Origin of the sequence: Streptomyces sp. V4I2 (assembly GCF_030817655.1) — a bacterium.
Lineage (GTDB): Bacteria > Actinomycetota > Actinomycetes > Streptomycetales > Streptomycetaceae > Streptomyces > Streptomyces plumbiresistens.
In genome coordinates, this window is record NZ_JAUSZM010000003.1 from 1,529,225 (window position 1) to 1,548,645 (window position 19,421).

Here is a 19,421-nt window from a genome sequence, read left to right on the forward strand (position 1 = left end):
GAACGTCCTCTCAAAGCTTCTCGGGTCAGGCGACGGTCATCGCGAAGATGTGCAGAGCGGGGCCACCGCTCGGCAGGCCGTCGCTGACCTTCGGCAGCACGACGGAGTGCAGTTCCTTGTTCTCCAGATCGACGCCGAAGGTGTAGAGGCTGATGGGGTTGTTGTCCTGGCCCGAGGGGGTGTTGCGGTACGGCAGGACCACCGCGGCCGCGGGGTTCGCCCAGTACCAGTCGGGGACCTCGACGGAGAAGGCCTGCTCCGTGCCGTCCGCGTACACGACCTTCCCGGACCCTTTGCCGTCGCCCCAGGTGGAGGTGCCGAGGAAGGCCAGCCGCGACCCGGTGCCGGACAGCCGTACGGTCTGCCCTGAGGACACCACGTTGTCCTTGGCCCCGGGCTCGGTGTCCGGCCAGGTGAAGGTCGTCCCGCCGTAGGTGACCGAAGCTCCGGGAGTCAGTCCGACCGACGCCAGCGCCTCGGCGGACAGGCTGGAACGCGAGCCGTCGATGTCGGCGGTGGTGGTGGCGTCGTCGGAGGAGATGCCGGCGTTGTCGAAGGCACCGGCCAGCGACCTGTACGGCAGTCGCAGCCGCGAAGTGGCGCGAGCGCAGTCGGCCCCGTCCTCGTGCACGTCGAAGAGGGCGTGCGCGATGAGCGGGACCACACCCTCGGCGTCGTCGGAGAGCCGGGTCTTCCAGGTGCGGGTCACCGACTTGCCGGGCGCCACCTTGCCGAGGGCGAAAGACGCCTGGCCGGAACCGTCCACGGAGAGATACAGCACCGTGCCGCGCAGCGCGATCCGCGTGGTGTTGGTGAGCTCGGCCGTCAGTGTCACCGCCTGACCGGGCTCGGGGGCGGACGGCTCGATGGTGATCGAGACGGGAGGGCTGAGGAAGTCCTCCTCGGAGCGGTAGGGGCTCATGCTTCCTCCGCCGTGAAGTGGTCGAAGACCGCCTGGACGGTCGTGCCGGGGTAGTTGAGGTTGACCGCGCTCGCGACGACGCCGGCGTCCATGGCGCCACTCGCCGAGGGGACGTTCACGCTCGCGATCTCGGTCCAGGAAAGGCCGTTGTTGACGCTGGAGTACGCGGTGTACGTGGTGCCGTCGCGGACCAGGCGCAGCCAGGCGGGGTGGGTGGAGCCGCCGCCACCGGCCCAGGTGTCGAGCCGTCCGTTGCCGTCGCTGTCGGTCATGAACTCCAGGCCGAACGACTTCGACATGGTGAGTACGGCGTAGCCGCCCTTCTCGGGGGCGGTGAGGTCGTTGGCGACGGCGATGCCGTACTTGGCGGTGGGGTTGTCGCTGCCGGTGAGGCTGACCGTCTTGACCTGCACCACGCTCGACTCGGCGGCGGAGCCGGGAAGGAGGATGCCGCCCTTCTCGTCGGTGCCGCCGGAGAAGTCGCGGCCGCCCGCCCAGATCACCAACTGGGTGCCGTACTGGCCGAACTTGGCGTCATCGGTGGTGGCGAACGTCCGGTACGGGTCCCGCACCCCGTTGGGCTCGTAGGGCACGGTGAACGTCTTCGCGGACCGCGCGCAGTCGCTGCTTTCCCCGTCGACGTCGAAGACCACGTGCGCGGTGAACGACACGTTCCCGGCCACGTCGGCCGGCATCGCCGTCTCCCAGCGCCTGGTCGTCTTCGCGCCGCGCCGCAGGTCGCCGAGCGGGATGGTCTTCGCCGCCGTGGTGGCGCCGGGGTCGATCAGGTGGAGCACGGCGTTGCGGAGCGGGAAGGGGCAGTCGTTGGTGAGGACCGCGGTGGCAGTGACCGTGTCACCGCCGGCCGGCTCGGCGGGTTCCGTGGTGACGGTGAGCGTGGGCCCCAGGGCGTCGAACTGGGTGCCGTTACGAGTTCCCATGCCGGTCACCGGGCCCAGTCGACGGTGAAGACGTTGGCGATGTCGCTGGGCAGGTTGGACGGGACGGTGATGTGGATCTTTCCGTCACGGCGGGTCCACCTCAGACTGCCGCTCGTGCCGAGCAGGCGGATCCGGGACGTGGCGCTGATGGGGATGTCGCCGGGCACCGAGAGGGTGCCGCTGGGCGCGCCCAGCACGATGATGTTGAACTTGCCCGGGGAGACGGTGTAGCGGACGCCGAGCGAGCCGCCCTCCTCCTCCGCCCGCACCCAGGGCGTCGACCCGTAGATCGCCGCACCGTTGACCTTCAGCCAGGCGCCGATGTCCCGCAGCCGCTCCTGCATGATCTCGGGGATCGTGCCGTCCGCCCTGGGACCGATGTTGAGCAGCAGGTTGCCGTTCTTGCTGACCACGTCGGCGAGCAGCTGGATCAGGAACTCGGAGGTCTTGTAGACCTCGTCCGGCTCATGTTTGTTGTAGCCCCAGGAGTAGCCCATGGTCATGCAGCACTCCCACTTCTGTGGGTCCATCGTGGGGTTGGTGCGCTGCTCGTACGTCGCGAAGTCGAAGTGGGTGTCGAACCGGTCGTTGATCACGACACCCTTGGGGTTCTTACGGTTCTTGGCCTGGCTGTAGTAGTGGGCCATGGGTTCTTCGCTGCGCCACGGCGGGTTGCCGGTGGGCCGGAACCACTGTCCGTCGGCCCACAGCAGCTCGGGGTCGTAGCGGTCGATGATCTCGTAGAGCTGCTTGAGTTCGTAGTCGCCTATGTAGTCCTCGACCGGCTTGTAGCCGGTCATCGGGATTTCCTTGTCGGTGTAGAAGTTGCGCATCGGCCGGCCGATCGCCGGGTTGAAGTACTCGCCGAGCGAGTAGTACAGGCCCGGGCGCACGGTGCCGCGCTTGCGGGCCGCGGTCATCAGCTCACCGACGAGGTCGCGCTTCGGGCCGTACGCCACGGAGTGACGGTCCGTCACCTTGCTGGGGTAGAGGGCGAATCCGTCGTGGTGCTTGCTGGTCAGTGCGAAGTACTCGGCGCCCGCCTGCTCGAACAGCTTCACCCAGGCGTCGGGATCGTACTTCTCGGCCTTGAACTGCGGGATGAGGTCGTCGTAGGTGACGTCCTCGCCGTAGGTGTCGCGGTGGTACTTCCACTCGGCGGTGTCCTTGGTGCTCTGGTACCAGAGGTACCACTCGGAGGCGCTTTTCGGCGTCGCGCCGGCGATCACCGAGTAGATGCCCCAGTGGACGAAGATGCCGAACTTGGCGTCCTTGTACCAGCGCGGCACGGGATGGGTGTCGAGGGACGCCTTGGTGGGCTGGTAGTCGGGTATGCCCGGGGTCCCGGACACAGCGCCCTGTGCGAGCGCCTGGGCGGTGCCGGGCGGGGCGAGCAGCACCGCGCCGCCGAGGGCGGCCGCGGTGGTCATGAAGTGTCTGCGGTCGACTGCCATGAATGTGCCTTTCACTCGTGCGTGGAGAAGGAGTCGAAGAGTGCTGTCGTGATCTGGTCGGGGTAGTTGAGGTTGACGGCGCTCGCGACCAGCCCGGCGTCGCCGGTGCCGCTCGCGGAGGGCACGGTCGCGGTCGCGACCTGCTGCCAGGCGGTGCCGTCTGAACTGGCGTACGCGGTGTAGGCGGTGCCGTCGCGGACGAGCTTCAGCCAGGCGGGGTGGTACGAACTGCCGCCGCCGGCCCAGGTGTCGAGCTTTCCGTCGCCGTCGCTGTCGGTCAGGAACTCCAGGCCGAACTGCGCGGACATGGTGAGCACCGCGTAGCCGCCCGCCTCCGGCGCTGTGAGATCGTTGGCGACGGCGATCCCCGCCTTCGCGGACGGGCCGCTGCCGGTCTGGCCGACGACCCGGGCGGTCACGGTGCCGGACGGCGGCGCGGCGTCGGCGAGGTAGACCGCCGCCTTCTCGTCCTTCCAGCCGGAGAGGTCCTGGCCGCCCGCCCAGATGGCGAACTGGTCGCCGTTCTGGGCGTATTGGGGCTGCTCGGTGGTGGTGGCGGTCGTCAGGTACGGCGCCCGCACCTCGGAGGGTGTGGGGGTCACCGTGGCGTCCACGCTGTCGGAGTCGTGCCGTGTGCGGCCGTCCTGGACGAAGGACGTGCGTACGCCGATCTCGTGGGTGCCCCAGATCGCGTCGGCCGCGGGGGTCACCGTCCAGGTGACGGTGGCGCTGTCGCCCGGGGCGAGGGAGCGGATCCGCGTGCTGCCGGCCGGTTCGGCGGACCAGCCGTCGGGGAGATCGAGGCGCGTGCTGACCTGGGTGACCGCCCTGGGGCCGGTGTTGGTGACGGTCGCGGTGATCTCCGAACCCTTGCCGCCGGTCTGCAGGCTCGGCTGGTACGGGGTGAGCCGGACGCGCGCCGACGGGCAGTCGCGGGCCGCCCCCAGGGTGGTGAGAGGTCGATGGCGTCGGCGAAGGCCTTCATCCCGGTGTCGTTGGGATGCAGGTGGTCACCGGAGTCGAACGCGGCGGCGTACCGGGTGGGGTCCTCAGGGTCCCGTACCGCCTTGTCGAAGTCGGCGTAGCCGTCGAAGACCCCGCCGTCGCGTACGAACGCGTTGACCTTCTGCCGGTCGGCCTCCTTGGCCTCGGTCCACCAGTCGCCCCAGCCGCGGTACGGGACGACCGTCGCGCCGATCAGGCGCAGACCGCGGGCGTGCACGCGCCGGGCGATCTCCTTCATGCCGTCGATCACCTGATCGCCGGTGGCACCGCCCCAGCTGAGGTCGTTGACGCCCTCGAAGAGGATCACCGTCCGGGCGCCCGGCTGTGACAGCACGTCGCGTTCCAGCCGGTCCAGCGCCGACGGGTTGCCGTCGACACCGGCCGTGATCCGGTTGCCGCTGATGCCCTCGTTCAGCACTCCGGCGGTGGACGAGCAGGCCGACAGCCGCCCCGCCAGATAGTCGGGCCAGCGCCGGTTGGCGTTCGCCGTGGAGGACGCCCCGTCGGTGATGGAGTCGCCGAGCGCCACCACGGCGCCCGCCGCGTCACCGCCCTGTACGTCGATACCGGTCAGGTACGGGAAGGCGGAGTCGGTCCGGGTGAAGGCGTTCCCGGCGGCGTCCGAGGCGTGGTCGCCGCCGCCGTCGGGCGTCCAGTAGACGGTCTGGAGGCCCATCCAGTGCTGGCTGATGTGGGTCAACCGGCCGGGGAAGTACAGGCTCACGACCAGGTCGCTGCGGGCGGGCACCGTGAGCCGGACCTGATCGCTGGCGACCTGCTCGCCGGCCGGGATCGTCACCTCGCTCTTCCCGCCGAACCGCAGATGCTGCGGCTTCGTGACGGCGGAACCGCCATCCCGAAGTCCGACCGTCGCGTGCCCGATCGTCACCGCCTCGGTGGTGAAGTCATTGGTCAGGCGGATGCGCACGCTCGAACCTCCCGCGCTCACCCGCACCGGAATCCGTACCGTCACCTCGGAGGTGCCCGGGTCGTACGCGGCGTGCTGGGCGGTCGCCCACGTCCCCGTCCACTTCCCCGGTGCAGCCTCGGCCGGCGACGCCGCCGGGAGCGACAGCCCTGCCAGGACGGCCGCCATGGCCGTGGCCAGGGCCGCCAGCCTTCGGTGTCCAAGCACTGCGGTCCTCCTCAGGAACAGCCGCGGCCGAGGCCGAGCGACGTCAGGTCGATGGAGTCGGCGAAGGCCTTCATCCCGGCGTCATTGGGGTGGAGGTGGTCACCGGAGTCGTACGCAGCACCCAGCCGACGCGGATCCGCCGGATCCCGTACGGCCGCGTCGAAGTCGGCGTGGTCGTCGAAGACCCCGCCCGAGTCCCGCACGAACGCGTTGACCTGCTGCCGCCGGGCCTCCGTCTCCTCGCTCCAGCCGCCCCAGGTGAAGTCCTTGTACGGCGTGATCGTGGCGCCGACGACCCGCATCCCGCGCTGGTGTGCCCGGTCGGCGATCTCCGTCATCCCGGCGATGATCTGTTCGGCACTCGCCCCGCCGAGATCGTTGATGCCCTCGAAGAGGATCAGGGTCCTGGCCCCCGGCTGGGAGAGCACGTCCCGTTCGAGGCGGTCGAGGGCCGAGGGGTTGGTCGCGGTCCCGGCGGTGATCCGGTTGCTGGTGATACCCGCGTTGAGCACTCCGGCGCCGGGCCGGCAGGCGTTGAGGCGGGCGGAGAGCAGGTCGGGCCAGCGCTGGTTGGTGTCGGCCGTCGAGAAGGACCCGTCGGTGATCGAGTCGCCGAGCGCCACCACCGATCCGGTCCTCGGCGCGGTCACATCGACGCCGCTGAGGAACGGCCAGCTGGTGGTGGTCCAGGTGAAGGCGTCACCGGCGGTGTCGGCCGCGTGGTCACCCGCCCCGTAGTCCGTCCAGTACACGGTCTGCTGCGCCCACCAGTGATCGGTGATGTGCGTGACCTGGCCGGGCAGATGGAGGCTGACGACCAGGTCGGCCAGGGCCGGCACGGCGAGTCCGACCGGATCGCTGACCGCCTGGCCACCCGCCGGGATCGTGACCGCACGCTTCCCGCCGAACCGCAGGTCGTACGGGCGCGCCACGGCGGAACCGCCGGCGCGCAGGCCCACGGTCGCGTGCCCGATCGTCACCGGGTCGGTGGCGTAGGCGTTGGTGAGCCGGACGCGTACGGACGAACCGCCGACGCTGGTGCGCACCGGCATCCGTACCGTCACCTCGGACATCCCCGAGACCGCGTAGTGCTCGCTCGGGGCCGTCGCCCAGGTCCCGGTCCAGGCGCGCCGGTCGTCCTGCCGGCCACCGGCCTCGGCGGGTGCCGTCGTCCCCGCCAGGACGGCCGCGACCGCCAGGAGCAAAGCCGCGAGCCTGCCGCGTATCGCGTGCATGTGCCGCCCCTACCGTTCCGCGCCGGTGCGCGCGAGCGCCTGGTACGCCTTGCCGGCGCCCTTGGCCTTGAGGTTCACGAATGCCGGGGTCACTCCGAGCGGCGCCGCGTATCCCTTGAGCGTCACGGGACCGCGTACGACCTTGCCGTTGGTGACGTCGCGCCACGTTCCGGTCGGCAGGAAGACGTCCCGGGTGGAGCCTTCGTCGAGCTTGGGCGCGGCGAGCACGGCCGGGCCGAGCATCCACTCGTCGGTGACCGTGTAACTCGCCGCGTCCTTCGGGAAGTCGAAGAACAGCGGCCGCATGATCGGATCACCGGTCTTCAGGGTGCTCTGCACCTGGTCCCAGATGTACGGGGCCAGCCGTTCGTGCGTGGCGATGGCGTCGCGGTAGAGCTCGACCGTCTCCCGGTCGTAGCCGACCCACTCGCCCGTCGTCGCGTCCCGGACACCGGTGGGTGAGGTGGAGGCGTACATCAGCGGCATCAGGGACGCCGCCTGGGCCCAGCGGGCCAGGACCTCCTTGGTGGGTGGCGGGTAGCTCAGCGAGCCGCCGATCATGTCGGTCTCGACGAAGGGGTAACCGATCGTCGAGACCGCCAAGTTGGCCGAGACCGCGGCGCGCAGCCCGGCGAAGGTGGTCGGCTTGTCGGCCGTGCGGGTGGCGAACCCCTTGTCCTGCGCGGCGTTCCACGCGACCCGTAACCCGGCCCCCTGTTGGTCGAACTCGTCGGCCAGCTCGGTGCCGTACTTCACGTAGTCGGCGCGGCTGGCCCCCGGGTAGGGGGCGCACCGGTCGTCGAAGAAGGCGGTGTCGAACTTGAACCCGGCGACCCCCAACTCACCTGTCTGCGCCTTGAGGTCATCGGTGTACCACTGCCGGGCGGCCGGGTTCGCCAGGTCGATCAGCCCGGTCCGGCGGCCGTTCCACCAGGTGAACAGGCACGGTTTGGACGGGTCGGACGGATCCTTCAGCAGATAGCCGTTGTCGACGGCTTCGGAGAAGTTGGCGGCGGTCTCGGGCATGTACAGGCCCGTCCACATGCCCAGGTCGAAGCCGAGGCGGCCGAGTTCCTCCGACAGGGCGGGCAGATCGGGGAAGCGTTCGCCGAAGTCGGCGGCGATCACGCTCTCCTCGATCTGCACCGCGTGCCCGCGGAGTCCGGCGCCGGCCAGCGCGCGGGCCCAGTCGAGGATGTTCTCCTGGGTCTGCTCGCCGTAGAGCTGGGCCCAGGAGTTCCACAGCGGGGTGGCGTACTGCTCGTAGGAGGTGTCGGAGCGCTCGGGCTTGCCGACCAGCGCGATGTGGTCGTGGTACACCTCGGCGGGAGTGTCCTCGACGAACACCGTGGAGGCGGCGGGCCGGTCCCCGGTGACGGTGAACTCGCCGAGCCCGTTGCCGCCGGAGTTGATCCGCACGTCCATCGGGTCGTTCGTGTGCGCCCGCAGCCCGGTGGCACTGGAGGTGTACCAGAAGGGGGAAACCACCTGGTACGACGCCGGACTGAACCCGGTGTCCACCAGCTGCCCGGAGTCCAGCGGCCACGGCTGGACCGTCTGGTCACTGTTCTCGCCGTGCCCGTACCAGTGCCCGGCGCTGTTCAGGTCGTACGCCGTGCTGAGCGCGTCGGCCTGTGCGCCCGACAGGGACCAGTTCATGTCGTACCGGTCGGAGCGCAGGGTGATCCGCAGATCTACGGTGACACCGGGCAGGTCGGTGGCGGCTGTGACGCGCAGGGTGTTGCCGTCACGGGTGCTTCCGGTGACCTCCCGGACGATGTGCCAGTCGGCGCCGATCCGGAACCGGAACGCCGCGGGCGCGGTGGCCAGGACGGTCCTGCCCGCCCGTACCGTGGTGAGGGCCAACCGGTCTGTTGTGACGCGCAGTTCGTAGCCGGGCGTCGCGAGGGTGATCGGCCCGGTTTCGGCGGCGGTCGCCGGGGACGCCGTGCCGAGCAGCGGCGCGGCCAGGACGAGCGCCGCCGAGCCGCGTCGGACGGTTCGTGTCACTGCGGGCATCAGGCGCCGCCGCCGCAGGTCAGCTTGGCGTCGGCCCAGTCGGCGTGGTCCGTGGAGACATCGCCGTCGCCGTCGACGAGCAGGTCCAGCCAGCGGGCGTCGGCCACGTCCACGTCGATCGCGGTGCCGCCGTCGGAGCCGTACAGCACCGGGGTGGTGGCGAGGGAGCGGCCGTCGGCGATCACCTGGAAGGAGACGCTGCCGTTGTCGCCGACCTCGTCGTCCACCCCGGCGGTCGCGGTGAAGCGGGTGCAGCCGCCGCCGAGATAGACCCGGATCTGGCTGTTGGCGTGTACGCCGAAGCCCTTGGCGTAGGTGGTGCCACCGATGCTGAGAGGGCGTCCGTCGCCCGCCGCGGACTCCCCGTTGGAGGCGTCCTTCTCCACCGGGCCCCAGCCGTTGACCGCCTTGACGAGAGTCAGGTCGCTCACATAGGCGTCGGCGGACAGCCCGGGCGGTGGCACCTGCACGGCCCGTACGCCGGTCACGGTGCCCGGACGACCGGGCTGTGCGAGCGTGGCGGTCGCGGACAGGACGGCGTAGTGGACCGGGTCGCCGGGCGGGGTCACGGTGTAGGCCGCGGTCACCGTGTCGCCGGGCCGGACCCGGGCGAAACGGGTCGTGTCGTCGGTGGTCGCGGTCCAGCCGTCCGGGGCCTTCAGCGCCAGCTCGACGTTCCGGGCGGTCGGCACGTCCTTCGGCACGCTCAGGGTGACGGGGACCTTGGCGGCGGTACCGGTGCCCAGGAACGGCTCGGCGTCGACGGTGACCTGGGCGCCCGCCGTCGGCATGGCGTAGGTCCCGGCGTTGTACGAGGGTGCGGCCACCGTACCGACCTTGATCCCGCCCGCCGAGGCACCGAGGTCGACGAGCTTCGCGGAACCCGGGCCCGCTCCTGCCTCGGTCGACCACACGGCCAGGGCGATGGTGTTGCTGCCCTGCTCGCGCAGGATGCCCTTCGGGATGACGAACCGTGTCTGCGGCCCGGTGTCCGCCAGATAGCGGCCGACCAGCCAGCCGTTCACGAAGATCTGGGCGCGGTAGCCGGTGCCGCCTCCCTCGGTCTCGGCGAGATCGAGTGCGATCGCGTTGTCCTGGCCCTGCGGCAGATCGAGCCGGGCGGAGGTGCGGTACCAGCGCACACCGGGTCCGGTCTTCGCGCTCTGTCCGGCGAGGGTGGTGTTCTTCCAGCTGCCGTCGGGGTAACCGGCGAGGGACCAGCCGGCCCGCTCCCCGTACAGCCCGCCGTTGTTGTACGGGCCCCGGACGGTGTCGACCGGGTCCTCGCCGCCCCGGCTGCCCTGGATCTTCCAGGTGAGGGTGGAGGCCCCGCCGATCACCTCGGCGCCGAGCAGGCCGCGCGGCTCCTTGGAGTAGTCGTGGCCCCATTCCTCGTTGTGGCCCGCGTTCTCCACGAGGACGGACAGGACGTTGTCTGTGCTGTCTGCGCCGGCCTTCAGCGTGTCCGCCGGGATGTCGAAGGTGTGCGCTCCGTCGCCGGAGGAGCCGAGGTAGCGGCCGTTGAGCCAGACCGCGTACTGGCCGGTCGGGCCGGTGTTGGCGTTCAGCGTGAGCCCGGTGGCCTGGCCCGTGGTCTTGAACCGGCCGCGATACCAGACGTTGCCGTGGTGATAGCCGTACTCGTCCATCGCGAGGACCGGCAGCGACCCGGCCAGCTCCGGGTTGTTGGCGGTGAGGCGGTCGGCGGTGGTCCAGGTGGAGTCGTCGAAGCCGGGAGCCGCCTCCGGTGCCTCCTCCTTGTACTTCCATGTCGTCAGCGCGGGCAGCTCGACCGGGCGCGGCGCCTGGGTGACGGCGACCTCGCGGCCGTTCCAGGTCACCGTCTTGGCGTCCGCGATGACCTCGATCTTCGCGGCCTTGGTGGAGTCGCCGGTCAACTTCAGGGTTCCGCCCGCCAGTTCGGCGGTACGGACGAGGGACGGGCCGCGGACGAGGACCGGGCCCGCGACGGTGTCCTGCCGCCACCAGTGGGCGGTCTCGGCGGTGTCGGCGATCAGCAGTTCCATGCCGTTCACCAGGACCCTGGCCAGGCCCTTGTGGGTGTAGTTCAGCCGCAGGTCGCCGCGTTCGGCGTCCCAGGTGGTGGTGACATCCCCATCGAGGACGGTGACCTCGGGCCGCTCGGCGTACCGCAGCACGGTCTCGCCGGCCTCGCCGTCACGCCCGTACAGCAGCGCCACGTCCCGGTCATCGATCCGGGCGTGCGTCATGATCTCCGAGGTGGAGTAGACGAGCCGCTGGTCCTCGCCCAAGTCGTAACCCGCGACGAGGAGTTTGGCGTCCCGGCCGTCGACGGTGATCGTGCCCTGCTGCGGTACGCGCGGGTACTCGCCGTCCGCGCCCTTCAGCGACAAGGTCGTCTCGTCCTTGTCCTTCACGCGGGTGTCGGCGTGCCGGACGGTGAAGAACTGGGTGCCGTCGTCGGGGTTGACGCGCCGGTCGATGCGCAGGGCGTCGTCGGACGGGACGGGGGCCTCGGCCTTGTCGGTGCGTGCCAGCGGGGTGACGGAGTTGACCATGTAGCCGAGGCGCTTGAATTCCTGGTACTTGTCCGTCAGTTGGCGGGACTCGTTGATCGGGGCCCCGTAGTCGTACGACGTGTAGACCGCGTTGGGGTCGGCGAGCCAGCCCCAGTTGGTGCCGCCGTACGTCATGTAGAAGGACTGGCCGCTCACCCCGGCGGCGATGTTCATCTTGCTGAACACCCGGGTGAAGTCGGTGCCGGTGAGCTTCGCGCAGTCCTGGTATCCGGTGCCGCCCCAGGGGTCGAAGGCGCCGCCCTGTGCCTCCGGGATGATCAGCGGGGACTCGGGCTTCCACTCGTTGACGTACGAGTAGTCGGGCAGGTTCTTCCAGGTGTCGGGGTCCTTGCAGTCGAAGCCCTGCGGGTAGGCGTCGAAGCCGTAGATGTCCGGGGCGCCCTTGCCGCTGACCCAGTTCTGGTTGGCGCCGCCGTCGTTGACGAAGGTCGGGACGTCGATGCCGTCCTCGCGGGCCCAGTCGATGAGGGTCTGCATGTAGTCGGCGTCCTCGCGACCGCCCTGGTACTCGTTCTCGACCTGATAGAGGATCACGTTGCCTGTACCGCGCGTCAGTTGGTGCCGCGCGATGATCGGGTTGATCCGGCTCATCCACTCCCGGGCCGCCTTCAGGTACTCCGGCTCGGAGGTGCGGTTCACGCCGGCCTGCGTCTTGCGCCAGGCGGGCATGCCGCCGCCGGAGACCTCCGCGTTGATGTACGGACCCGGGCGGGCGATGACGTACAGGCCCGCGCGTTCGGCCTCGTCGAGCAGCCGCTCCACGTCGCGGATGCCGGTGAAGTCGTACGCGCCCGGCTTCGCGGAGTGGTAGCCCCAGTCGAAGTAGAGCGAGACGGCGTTGAATCCGCCCGCCTTGATCTTCTGCAGTACGTCACGCCACGCGTCGGGGCTGGGCAGGCGGAAGTAGTGGAACTCCGCGCCCCAGAGGTACAGGGGCTTGCCGTCGACCTGCACGGAGTACTGGTCGTAGGTGACGGTGTGCGGGGCCCGCGGTTCCGCCTCGACTGGTGCCGCGGCGGCACCCGTGCTGGTCAGAGGCATGACGCTCAGTGCCGCGGATAGCAGCAGGGACTTCCACTTCCCCCTCATGACGTCAGCGCCTTCACCACTGCCGCCCGCGCGGTCTCGATGTCGTTGACGTCCTTCGTCCGGCCGTCGAGGTTCCGGGTCGCGGTGGTGAGGGCCTCGGTCAGGGCGTCACTGTCAGTGCCGCCGTCCTTCTTCCGCAGCTGGGCGATGAGTTCGAAGTCCTCGATGCCCTCCTTCAGCTGTTCCCAGCGGATGCTGGACATCGGGCCGTCCTTGCCGGGGTAGACCAGGTACTCGTCGCCCTGCGTGAAGATGTGCACCGGCTGCTTGAAGGGGTCGCTGGTCCAGCTGTTGTACGACCAGCGCAGGAAACCGTCCAGGTTCCGCTGGGCGGAGATCCACGGCAGCATCCGCGACTCGACGGCGGGCGAGAACGAGAGCGTGTTGGGGTGGGCGGGCGCGCCGTACACGTAGAAGGTCGTGGTCTTGCCGGCCTTGCGCCGCTCCGCGACCTTCTCCTTCGTCATCGCGTCGATGCCGCCCCAGTCGACGGACAGGTTGGACGCGACGCCCTCGGTGCTGATCGAACCGGCCACGGAGATGCGGTCGTCGAAGACCGGCGCGACCTCGTGGACGAAGTCCTTGACGACCGTCATCGTGCTGATGGGCCGCTCGTCGAAGGACAGCCAGGTGTTCTCCAGCCAGCCCTTGGCCTTCAGGTGCTTCTCGAAGGCGGGCAGGAACGTTCCCCATGCCTCCCGCCAGCGGTCGCCGCCCAGATCGACGTTCTCGTACACGGTCTTGCCGGTGCGGGTGTCGGTGTAGGTGAGGTGCTCCTGGTCCTGGAACGCCAGCATGGAGAAGGCACCGATGTCCGGTCCAAGACCGGCGCGTCTGGCGGTCTGGACGTACTTGTCCCAGCGGGCGAAGTCGAAGTCGAACGTCTTTCCGTTCCAGGTCCAGCCCACCATGCTGGTGTACGGCGTGGCGGTCTGTGACTCCCGGGTGCCCAGCGACCACTGGTGGTGCCACGGGTTGTCGACGATGGTGGTGTTGATGACCTTCTGGCCGCGCGAGGCCAGATCGCGGTTGTACTTCTCGATCAGCTTCCAGTGCTGGTCGGACCAGAGTCTGACGCCGTGGTTCTTGGCGATCGTCTCCGGCTGGGCCCATACGTCGAGGAAGAAGTCGTAGTCCTTCGGGTCGGGCACGCTCGCGTCCGCGACCTCGATGGTCAGCGGGTAGGTGCTCTGGGTGCGGCCGTCGGCGTCGACCTTCACCGTGCCGGTGTAGGTGCCGGGCCTGGCCTTCTCGGGGATCTGGAAGGTGAACCACAGCGGCTGTGCCGCGTACGCGGGCACGTCCACGGAGGACCGCTCCTCCAGCGCGTCGCCGACCACGTCGGGGTTGCGGTCGCCGGACACCTCCTTGCCGGAGCTGACCTGGTCGATGGTGGCGGACCAGTCGACCTCGCTCTTGGAGCGCTGCACGGGCACGTACTTGACGAACCGGACCTGGGTGTCGGAGCCGGACAGTTTCGCGCCGCCCGGGCCGGTGAGGTCGCCGACCACGGCCTTGACGTCGTCGAGGTCCTGGCCGGAGGCGATCGCCAGCTGCGCCGACACCTGCTCGTTGCGGACGGCGGAGAGCTTGAGCTCCTTGGTGTCCTTGCCCTGGATGGCGGTCATCGGGTAGCGCGGGACCCGCTCCTCCGCGGAGCCGGCGAAGGAGCCGGTGGGAACCCAGGTGATGGTGTCCCTGGTGCCCATGGCGTCGGCGACCTTGACGGTCAGCCAGGTGGTGGTGGTCTTGGAATTGAGGTCGCTGCCGGTGGTCGTCGTACCGGTGACGGCGATCGCGGTGGTGCTCGCGGCCACGACGACGCCCGCGACGAAGCCGGCGACAGCTGAGGACATACGTGCCATGGGGGTGGGTTCCCTCTCTCATGGACGTGCAGGGAGTGGTCCCGTCCCCGGCAGGCCCCACGGGGAAGTGGGAGGCCTGCCGGGTGACGGGGGTGGTGCCGGTTGCAGCGGCTCGTCAGGAGGTGACGGAGAATCCGCTGAAGACGGCTTCGATGTTCTCGCCGGGGTGGTTGGCGTTGGCCGCGCTGGCGACCATCCCGGCGTCACCGGTACCGGCGGCCGACGGCACCTGCGCGGTGCCGACCTGCGACCAGGTCTCGCCGTCCTTGCTGGCGTACGCGGTGTAGGTGGCGCCGTCCCGGGTCAGCTTGAGATACGCCGGGTGGTAGGTGGAGCCGCCGCCCGCCCAGGTGTCGAGCTTCCCGTCGCCGTCGCTGTCGGTCATGAACTCCAGTCCGTAGCTCTGGGTCATGACCAGCACGGCGTAACCGCCCTTCTCGGGTGCGGTCAGGTCGTTGGCGAGGGCGACGCCAGCCTTGCCGACCGGTGAGGCGCTGTCCTGGGAGACCAACTGGGCCTGCACGGTGGCCTTCTCACCCGCCGCGTCGTCGCGGTAGATGACGCCCTTCTCGTCCTTCCAGCCGGACAGGTCCTGGCCGCCCGCCCAGATGGCGAACTGGTCGCCCGCCTGGGCGTATTGGGGGTCCTCGGAGGTGGTGTCGGCCGTGAGGTACGGCTCCTGCACGCTGCTGGGGGCCGCCTTCACCTGCGCCGGCACGGTGTCGGACACCTTCGTCGATCCGTTGTAGGTAGCCGTACCGATGAGGTTGTGGCTGCCCCATCGGGCGTCGGCGGCCGGGGTCACCGTCCAGGTGGTGGTGAGGGTGGCGCCGTTCCTGAGGGATGCCGCGGTGGTCGGGCCGGTCGCCTCGGCGGTCCAGCCCTCGGGCAGATCCAGCGCCGCCTTGGCGTTCTTGAGGGTCCCGGTGCTCCAGTTGGTCACCTCGGTGGTCACCTCGAACGGCTTACCGGCATCGGTGGACGGGGCGTCCGGGGTGATCAGCACCGAGGCGGCCGGAGCGTCGTCGCGCTTGAGCGCCTGTACGGCCTTGGCGGCACCCTTGGCCTTGAGGTTGACGAAGGCCGGAGTGACGCCGAGCGGCGCCGCGTACCCCTTGAGGGTCCTGGGCCCACGGATCACGGTGCCCTGGTTCACGTCGTACCACGTGCCCGGCGGCAGATGGACGGAGCGGGTGGCGCCGGTGCTCAGCTTGGGTGCGGCCAGCACGGCCGGGCCGAGCATCCACTCGTCGGTGACCGTGTAACTCGCCTCGTCCTTCGGAAAGTCGAAGAACAGCGGCCGCATGATCGGATCGCCGGTCTTCAGGGTGCTCTGCACCTGGTCCCAGATGTACGGGGCGAGCTTCTCGTGGGTCTCGATCGCCTCCCGGTAGAGGTCGACCGTCTCCTGGTCGTAGTCCACCTTCTGCCCGGTGGTGGTGTCGTTCGTGTCCACCGGGGAGGTCGAGGCGTACATCAGCGGCATCAGCGAGGCGGACTGCGCCCACCGCACCAGTACGTCCTTCGTCGGTGCCGGCTGGCCGCCGGAGCCGCCGATCATGTCGGACTCGACGAACGGGTAGCCGATGGTGGAGATGGCCAGGTTCTGGGTGGCGGAGGCGCGCAGGGAGTCCCAGCCGGTGCCCTTGTCGACCTGGCGGGTGACGAAGCCGGCCTCGTGGGCCGTCCGGTTCCAGTGCACCCGGATGCCGGCGCCCTGGAGGTCGAACTCGTCGGCGAGCTCGGTGCCGAGCTTCTGGTAGTCCGTGGCCTGGTGGCCCTCGCGCGGCGCGCACTTCTCGTCGAAGAAGCGGGTGTCGAACTTCAGCCCGTCGATGTCGTACGTGTCCATCAACTTCTTGAGGTTGCCCTCGTACCAGGCCTTGGCCTCGCGGTTGGCCAGGTCGATGATCCCGGCCTGGCCGTTCCACCAGGTCACTTCGCACGGCTTAGTCGTGTCCTTGGCGTCCATGAGCAAGTAGCCGTTGTCGACCGCGTACTGGTAGTTGTCGGAGTCCAGGTTGATCCACAGGGTGACCCAGATGCCGAAGTCGAAGCCCATGTCGTGGATCTTCTTGGAGAGGCCCTTGGGATCGGGGAAGGTCTTGGGATCCCAGGTCAGATTGCCGTAGTTCGACTCCCACTTGTCGTCGAGCTGGATGGTGTGCCCGTCCAGACCGTTGTCGTGGAGGTCGGTGGCGTAGTCGAGCAGTTTCTCCTGGTCGATCTTGGTGTAGAACTGCGCCCAGGAATTCCACAGCGGCTTGGCGTACTGCTCGTACGTGGCGTCGGACTTGGTCGGCTTGCCGACGATGCCGATGTAGTCGCGGTAGACCTCGAGCGGGGTCGACTCGACGAACACGGTGGCTTTGTAGGTGTCGGGCGACTCGACGGTGAAGGTGCCGAGGCCGCCCTTGCCCTTGTTGAGCGCCACGTCCATGACGTCGCCGGTGTCGACATGGAGACCGGTCGACTTGGAGGTGTACCAGAACGGGTCGATCATGTTGTACGACGCCGGGCCGAAGGTCTCGTGGTCGACCTCGCCGGCGTCCAGCGGCCAGGGCTGGTTGACACCGGGGCCGCCCTGCGGGGTTTCCGCCTCGCCGTGGCCGTACCAGTGGCCTGCCGATGACAGGTCGTAGGCGAGGCCGAGTTGGTCGGGGCTGCCGCCTTCGACGTCCCAGTCCAGCTGGTAGCGGTCGGCTTCGGGCGTGATCCGGGCCTTGACGGTGGCGCCGTCGAGGGTGGTGTCGGTGGTGAGGGTGAGGACGCCGCTCTGCCACGTCCAGTCGGTGACCTCGGTGGCGTGCTCCCACTTCTCGTCGGAGCGGAAGCGGAGTCCTCCGGTGTCGCCGCCCGCGGTGCCGAGCACGGTTTTTCCGGAGCGCTCGGTGGTGAGGGCGAGTTCGTCGGTGGCTATGTCGACGGCGTAGCCGGGGGTGTTCCTGGTGCCCGGCACGGACAGGGTGAGGCCGTCCGCGCTCTGGGTCACCTTCGGCCGGTCGGCGGTGTCCGCCTGGGCCTTCGTGGTGAGGGGTCCGGTGACGGACGGTACGAGCGTCAGGGTCAGCGCGGTGGCCAACAGCGTTGCGGGTCTACGGGATTTCCGCCGTCTGAGCGGTTGGATGCGCACTCACGACCTCCTGCGGGGCGGGGCGTTGCTTCGCGGAGCAGCACGACAAGATCATGCTCATTTCTGCTCATGTTCTGGCCAGAAACGTCAGCTGTCAACATTCACTTCCATGATTTCTCCGCAGCACCAGTGGCCACTGTCACCCCTGCTGACAGCGGCCCGACCGGGTCCGCGCCCTGCTCGGAGCGGGGACAGGTCCCGGAGAAACGGCTGTAAATTCTGTGTGAACCGCGTCCAGTTCGGGAGGTTCCGGCTCCTCTGCCCGGTCCGCGACGCCGACGTGGCCGACGGGCGCCACAGCCAGGGCGGGATCATTCAGCGGGTCGGCTGACGGGTCGTCCGGGCCAGGCCCGAGCGCCGCGGCCAACCGCTGCACCACGACCGGGTCGGCCACCGGGTCACTCCCGAAAGCACACCAACTGGCCCTCAGTCAGGGGACTTCCCCAGGCCGGCCATGGGGAACGGCTGCCGGATGATCGAAGTACCAGGCCGCCCGGTTCCGCCCGGTGCGGGGGACGGCCCGCGCCGGCTCCCCTCACGGGCAGGTTTGCACCCAAGCGCCCGGCACCTCGCGCCGCCGGGGCCGCCCGTGAGGCGGCCCCGCACGCCCAGCCCCCGCCCCCGGCAGGATCAACCGCTCTACTCCGAGGGGCCTTTCAGACCGCGACTCGGCAGGCACCCGGGACAGCCTCCGCCCGCAGGCAGCCCTTGACATCGTGCGCAATCAGTTGGGCATGATGGTGATTACTGCTTGAAGTAAGCCACTTTCGAGCAGAAACAATCACTGACTTGCAACGAAGGTGGTACCCCGTGAAACGGCACCTCATCGGCATCGCAGCAGGTGTGACCCTCGCCCTGGTCCTCAGCGGTTGCGGGAAGGGAGGTTCGTCCGGCGACAGCGACTCGGACGGGAAAACGATCAGATTCGTGGCCGCCAAGTACGACGACGACACCCAGCCCTACTGGGACAAACTCATCAAGACCTTCGAGGCCGAGAACCCCGGCTACCAGGTCGAGTTGGAGGTCGTCGACTGGGAGCAGCTGGATTCCAAGGTCAAGACATACATCCAGACCGGGCAGCAACCCGACGTCCTCAACTACAACAAGTTCTCCGACTTCGCCCGCGACGACCTGATCTACCAGGCCAAGGACGTCGTGTCGCCGAAGGTGCTCGACGACTTCCTGCCGCTCTTCGCCGATCAGGCGCAGTACGAAGGCGTCCAGTACGGCCTGCCGTTCATCTCCAGTGCTCGGCTCTTCTTCTACAACAAGGACATCTTCGACAAAGCCAAGATCTCCAAGCCGCCGTCCAGCTGGGCCGAGGTCGAGGACGCCGCCGAGAAGGTAAAGAAGGCCGGGGACATCCCGCTGGGCCTGCCGCTCGGCGCGGAGGAGGCCCAGGCCGAGTTCTACATCTGGGCGATGAACAACGGCGGCGGCTGGACCGACAAGTCGGGCAAGTGGACGGTCGACCAGCAGGCCAACGTCGAGACGCTGGACTTCCTGCGGAAGCTCACGAAGGCCGGGCTGACCCAGCCCAACCCCGAGGCCACCAACCGCAAGGACGTCTTCAACCAGTTCGCGCAAGGCAAGATCGGCATGATCAACGGTGCCGTCTTCATGCGCAAGGGCTTCATCGACACGGTCGACAAGAACCTGAACTACGGCGTCGCACCGCTGCCGAGCAAGGACGGCACGACGCACAACACGCTCGGTGTCCAGGACTACCTGGTGGCCTTCAAGAAGGACGAGGGCAAGAACCGCGAGGCCGTCAACAAGTTCCTCGACTTCTTCTACCAGAAGGAGAACGCCTCGAAGTTCCTGTCCACCGAGGGGTTCCTGTCGGTCACCAAGTCGGCCGGTGACGCGCTGAGTTCGGACGCCTCCTACTACAAGCCGTTCGTCGACGCGCTGTCGGGCGCGCGGTTCGCCCCTACCGACAACCCCAACTGGTCGGCCGTCGAGGGCGCCGTGAAGCAGCGCATCGGCACCGCCGTGTCGAGCGCCGAGCCCGAGAAGGTCCTGGGCGAAATCCAGGAGACCGCCGAGAAGGACGGCTGAC

General features: G+C 69.0%; 10 protein-coding genes and 2 pseudogenes. 1 reads left to right on the forward strand and 11 read right to left on the reverse strand.

Annotated features, from left to right (window positions below; all coding sequences use genetic code 11):
- Window positions 1–25: 25 nt before the first annotated feature.
- The 11 genes and pseudogenes from QFZ76_RS07920 to QFZ76_RS07970 form a co-directional block, all read right to left on the reverse strand.
- Window positions 26–922 carry a beta-glucosidase gene (locus tag QFZ76_RS07920; RefSeq protein WP_307673046.1) on the reverse strand — a complete coding sequence of 299 codons (897 nt, stop codon included), beginning with the start codon at window positions 920–922 and terminating at the stop codon, window positions 26–28.
- Window positions 919–1,863 (reverse strand): hypothetical protein, encoded by a 945-nt coding sequence (locus QFZ76_RS07925; RefSeq protein ID WP_307673047.1) that lies wholly within the window; start codon window positions 1,861–1,863, stop codon window positions 919–921. The genes QFZ76_RS07920 and QFZ76_RS07925 overlap by 4 nt, the downstream gene beginning before the upstream one ends.
- 5 nt (window positions 1,864–1,868) lie before the next feature.
- The gene (locus tag QFZ76_RS07930; RefSeq protein WP_307673048.1) at window positions 1,869–3,317 is read right to left on the reverse strand and encodes an alpha-L-fucosidase; all 1,449 of its coding nucleotides are present in this window, start codon (window positions 3,315–3,317) and stop codon (window positions 1,869–1,871) included.
- A gap of 11 nt (window positions 3,318–3,328) precedes the next feature.
- A complete protein-coding gene (locus QFZ76_RS07935) occupies window positions 3,329–4,027 on the reverse strand; it encodes a hypothetical protein (protein WP_307673049.1) in 699 nt (232 codons plus the stop codon).
- A 9-nt stretch (window positions 4,028–4,036) separates the two neighbouring features.
- A pseudogene (locus tag QFZ76_RS07940) lies at window positions 4,037–4,264 on the reverse strand (NEW3 domain-containing protein); the annotation flags it as partial.
- Between the two features lie 74 nt (window positions 4,265–4,338).
- Window positions 4,339–5,418: pseudogene (locus QFZ76_RS07945) on the reverse strand (GDSL-type esterase/lipase family protein); the annotation flags it as partial.
- 50 nt (window positions 5,419–5,468) lie between these two features.
- Entirely contained in the window at window positions 5,469–6,692 is a 1,224-nt protein-coding gene (locus QFZ76_RS07950; protein ID WP_307673050.1) for an SGNH/GDSL hydrolase family protein, read from the reverse strand.
- Window positions 6,693–6,701: 9 nt separating this feature from the next.
- Entirely contained in the window at window positions 6,702–8,711 is a 2,010-nt protein-coding gene (locus QFZ76_RS07955) for a glycoside hydrolase family 31 protein (RefSeq protein WP_307673051.1), read from the reverse strand.
- Window positions 8,711–12,313 carry a beta-galactosidase gene (locus QFZ76_RS07960; RefSeq protein ID WP_307673052.1) on the reverse strand — a complete coding sequence of 1,201 codons (3,603 nt, stop codon included), beginning with the start codon at window positions 12,311–12,313 and terminating at the stop codon, window positions 8,711–8,713. Before QFZ76_RS07960 ends, QFZ76_RS07955 begins: the two co-directional genes overlap by 1 nt.
- A 44-nt stretch (window positions 12,314–12,357) precedes the next feature.
- A complete protein-coding gene (locus QFZ76_RS07965; protein ID WP_307673053.1) occupies window positions 12,358–14,217 on the reverse strand; it encodes a DUF4091 domain-containing protein in 1,860 nt (619 codons plus the stop codon).
- Window positions 14,218–14,341: 124 nt separating this feature from the next.
- Entirely contained in the window at window positions 14,342–17,359 is a 3,018-nt protein-coding gene (locus tag QFZ76_RS07970; protein WP_373464272.1) for a TIM-barrel domain-containing protein, read from the reverse strand.
- An 810-nt stretch (window positions 17,360–18,169) separates the two neighbouring features.
- On the opposite strand from QFZ76_RS07970, the gene QFZ76_RS07975 reads away from it, so the two are divergent.
- Window positions 18,170–19,420 carry an extracellular solute-binding protein gene (locus QFZ76_RS07975; RefSeq protein ID WP_307673055.1) on the forward strand — a complete coding sequence of 417 codons (1,251 nt, stop codon included), beginning with the start codon at window positions 18,170–18,172 and terminating at the stop codon, window positions 19,418–19,420.
- The last annotated feature ends 1 nt before the right edge of the window (window position 19,421 follow it).

Bases quoted from the DNA above. Each gene is read 5' to 3' on its own strand.
- QFZ76_RS07960 (WP_307673052.1), bottom strand. From the start codon at position 12,313: ATGCCTCTGACCAGCACGGGTGCCGCCGCGGCACCAGTCGAGGCGGAA.
- QFZ76_RS07950 (WP_307673050.1), bottom strand. From the start codon at position 6,692: ATGCACGCGATACGCGGCAGGCTCGCGGCTTTGCTCCTGGCGGTCGCG.
- QFZ76_RS07955 (WP_307673051.1), bottom strand. From the start codon at position 8,711: ATGCCCGCAGTGACACGAACCGTCCGACGCGGCTCGGCGGCGCTCGTC.
- QFZ76_RS07965 (WP_307673053.1), bottom strand. From the start codon at position 14,217: ATGTCCTCAGCTGTCGCCGGCTTCGTCGCGGGCGTCGTCGTGGCCGCG.
- QFZ76_RS07920 (WP_307673046.1), bottom strand. From the start codon at position 922: ATGAGCCCCTACCGCTCCGAGGAGGACTTCCTCAGCCCTCCCGTCTCG.
- QFZ76_RS07930 (WP_307673048.1), bottom strand. From the start codon at position 3,317: ATGGCAGTCGACCGCAGACACTTCATGACCACCGCGGCCGCCCTCGGC.
- QFZ76_RS07925 (WP_307673047.1), bottom strand. From the start codon at position 1,863: ATGGGAACTCGTAACGGCACCCAGTTCGACGCCCTGGGGCCCACGCTC.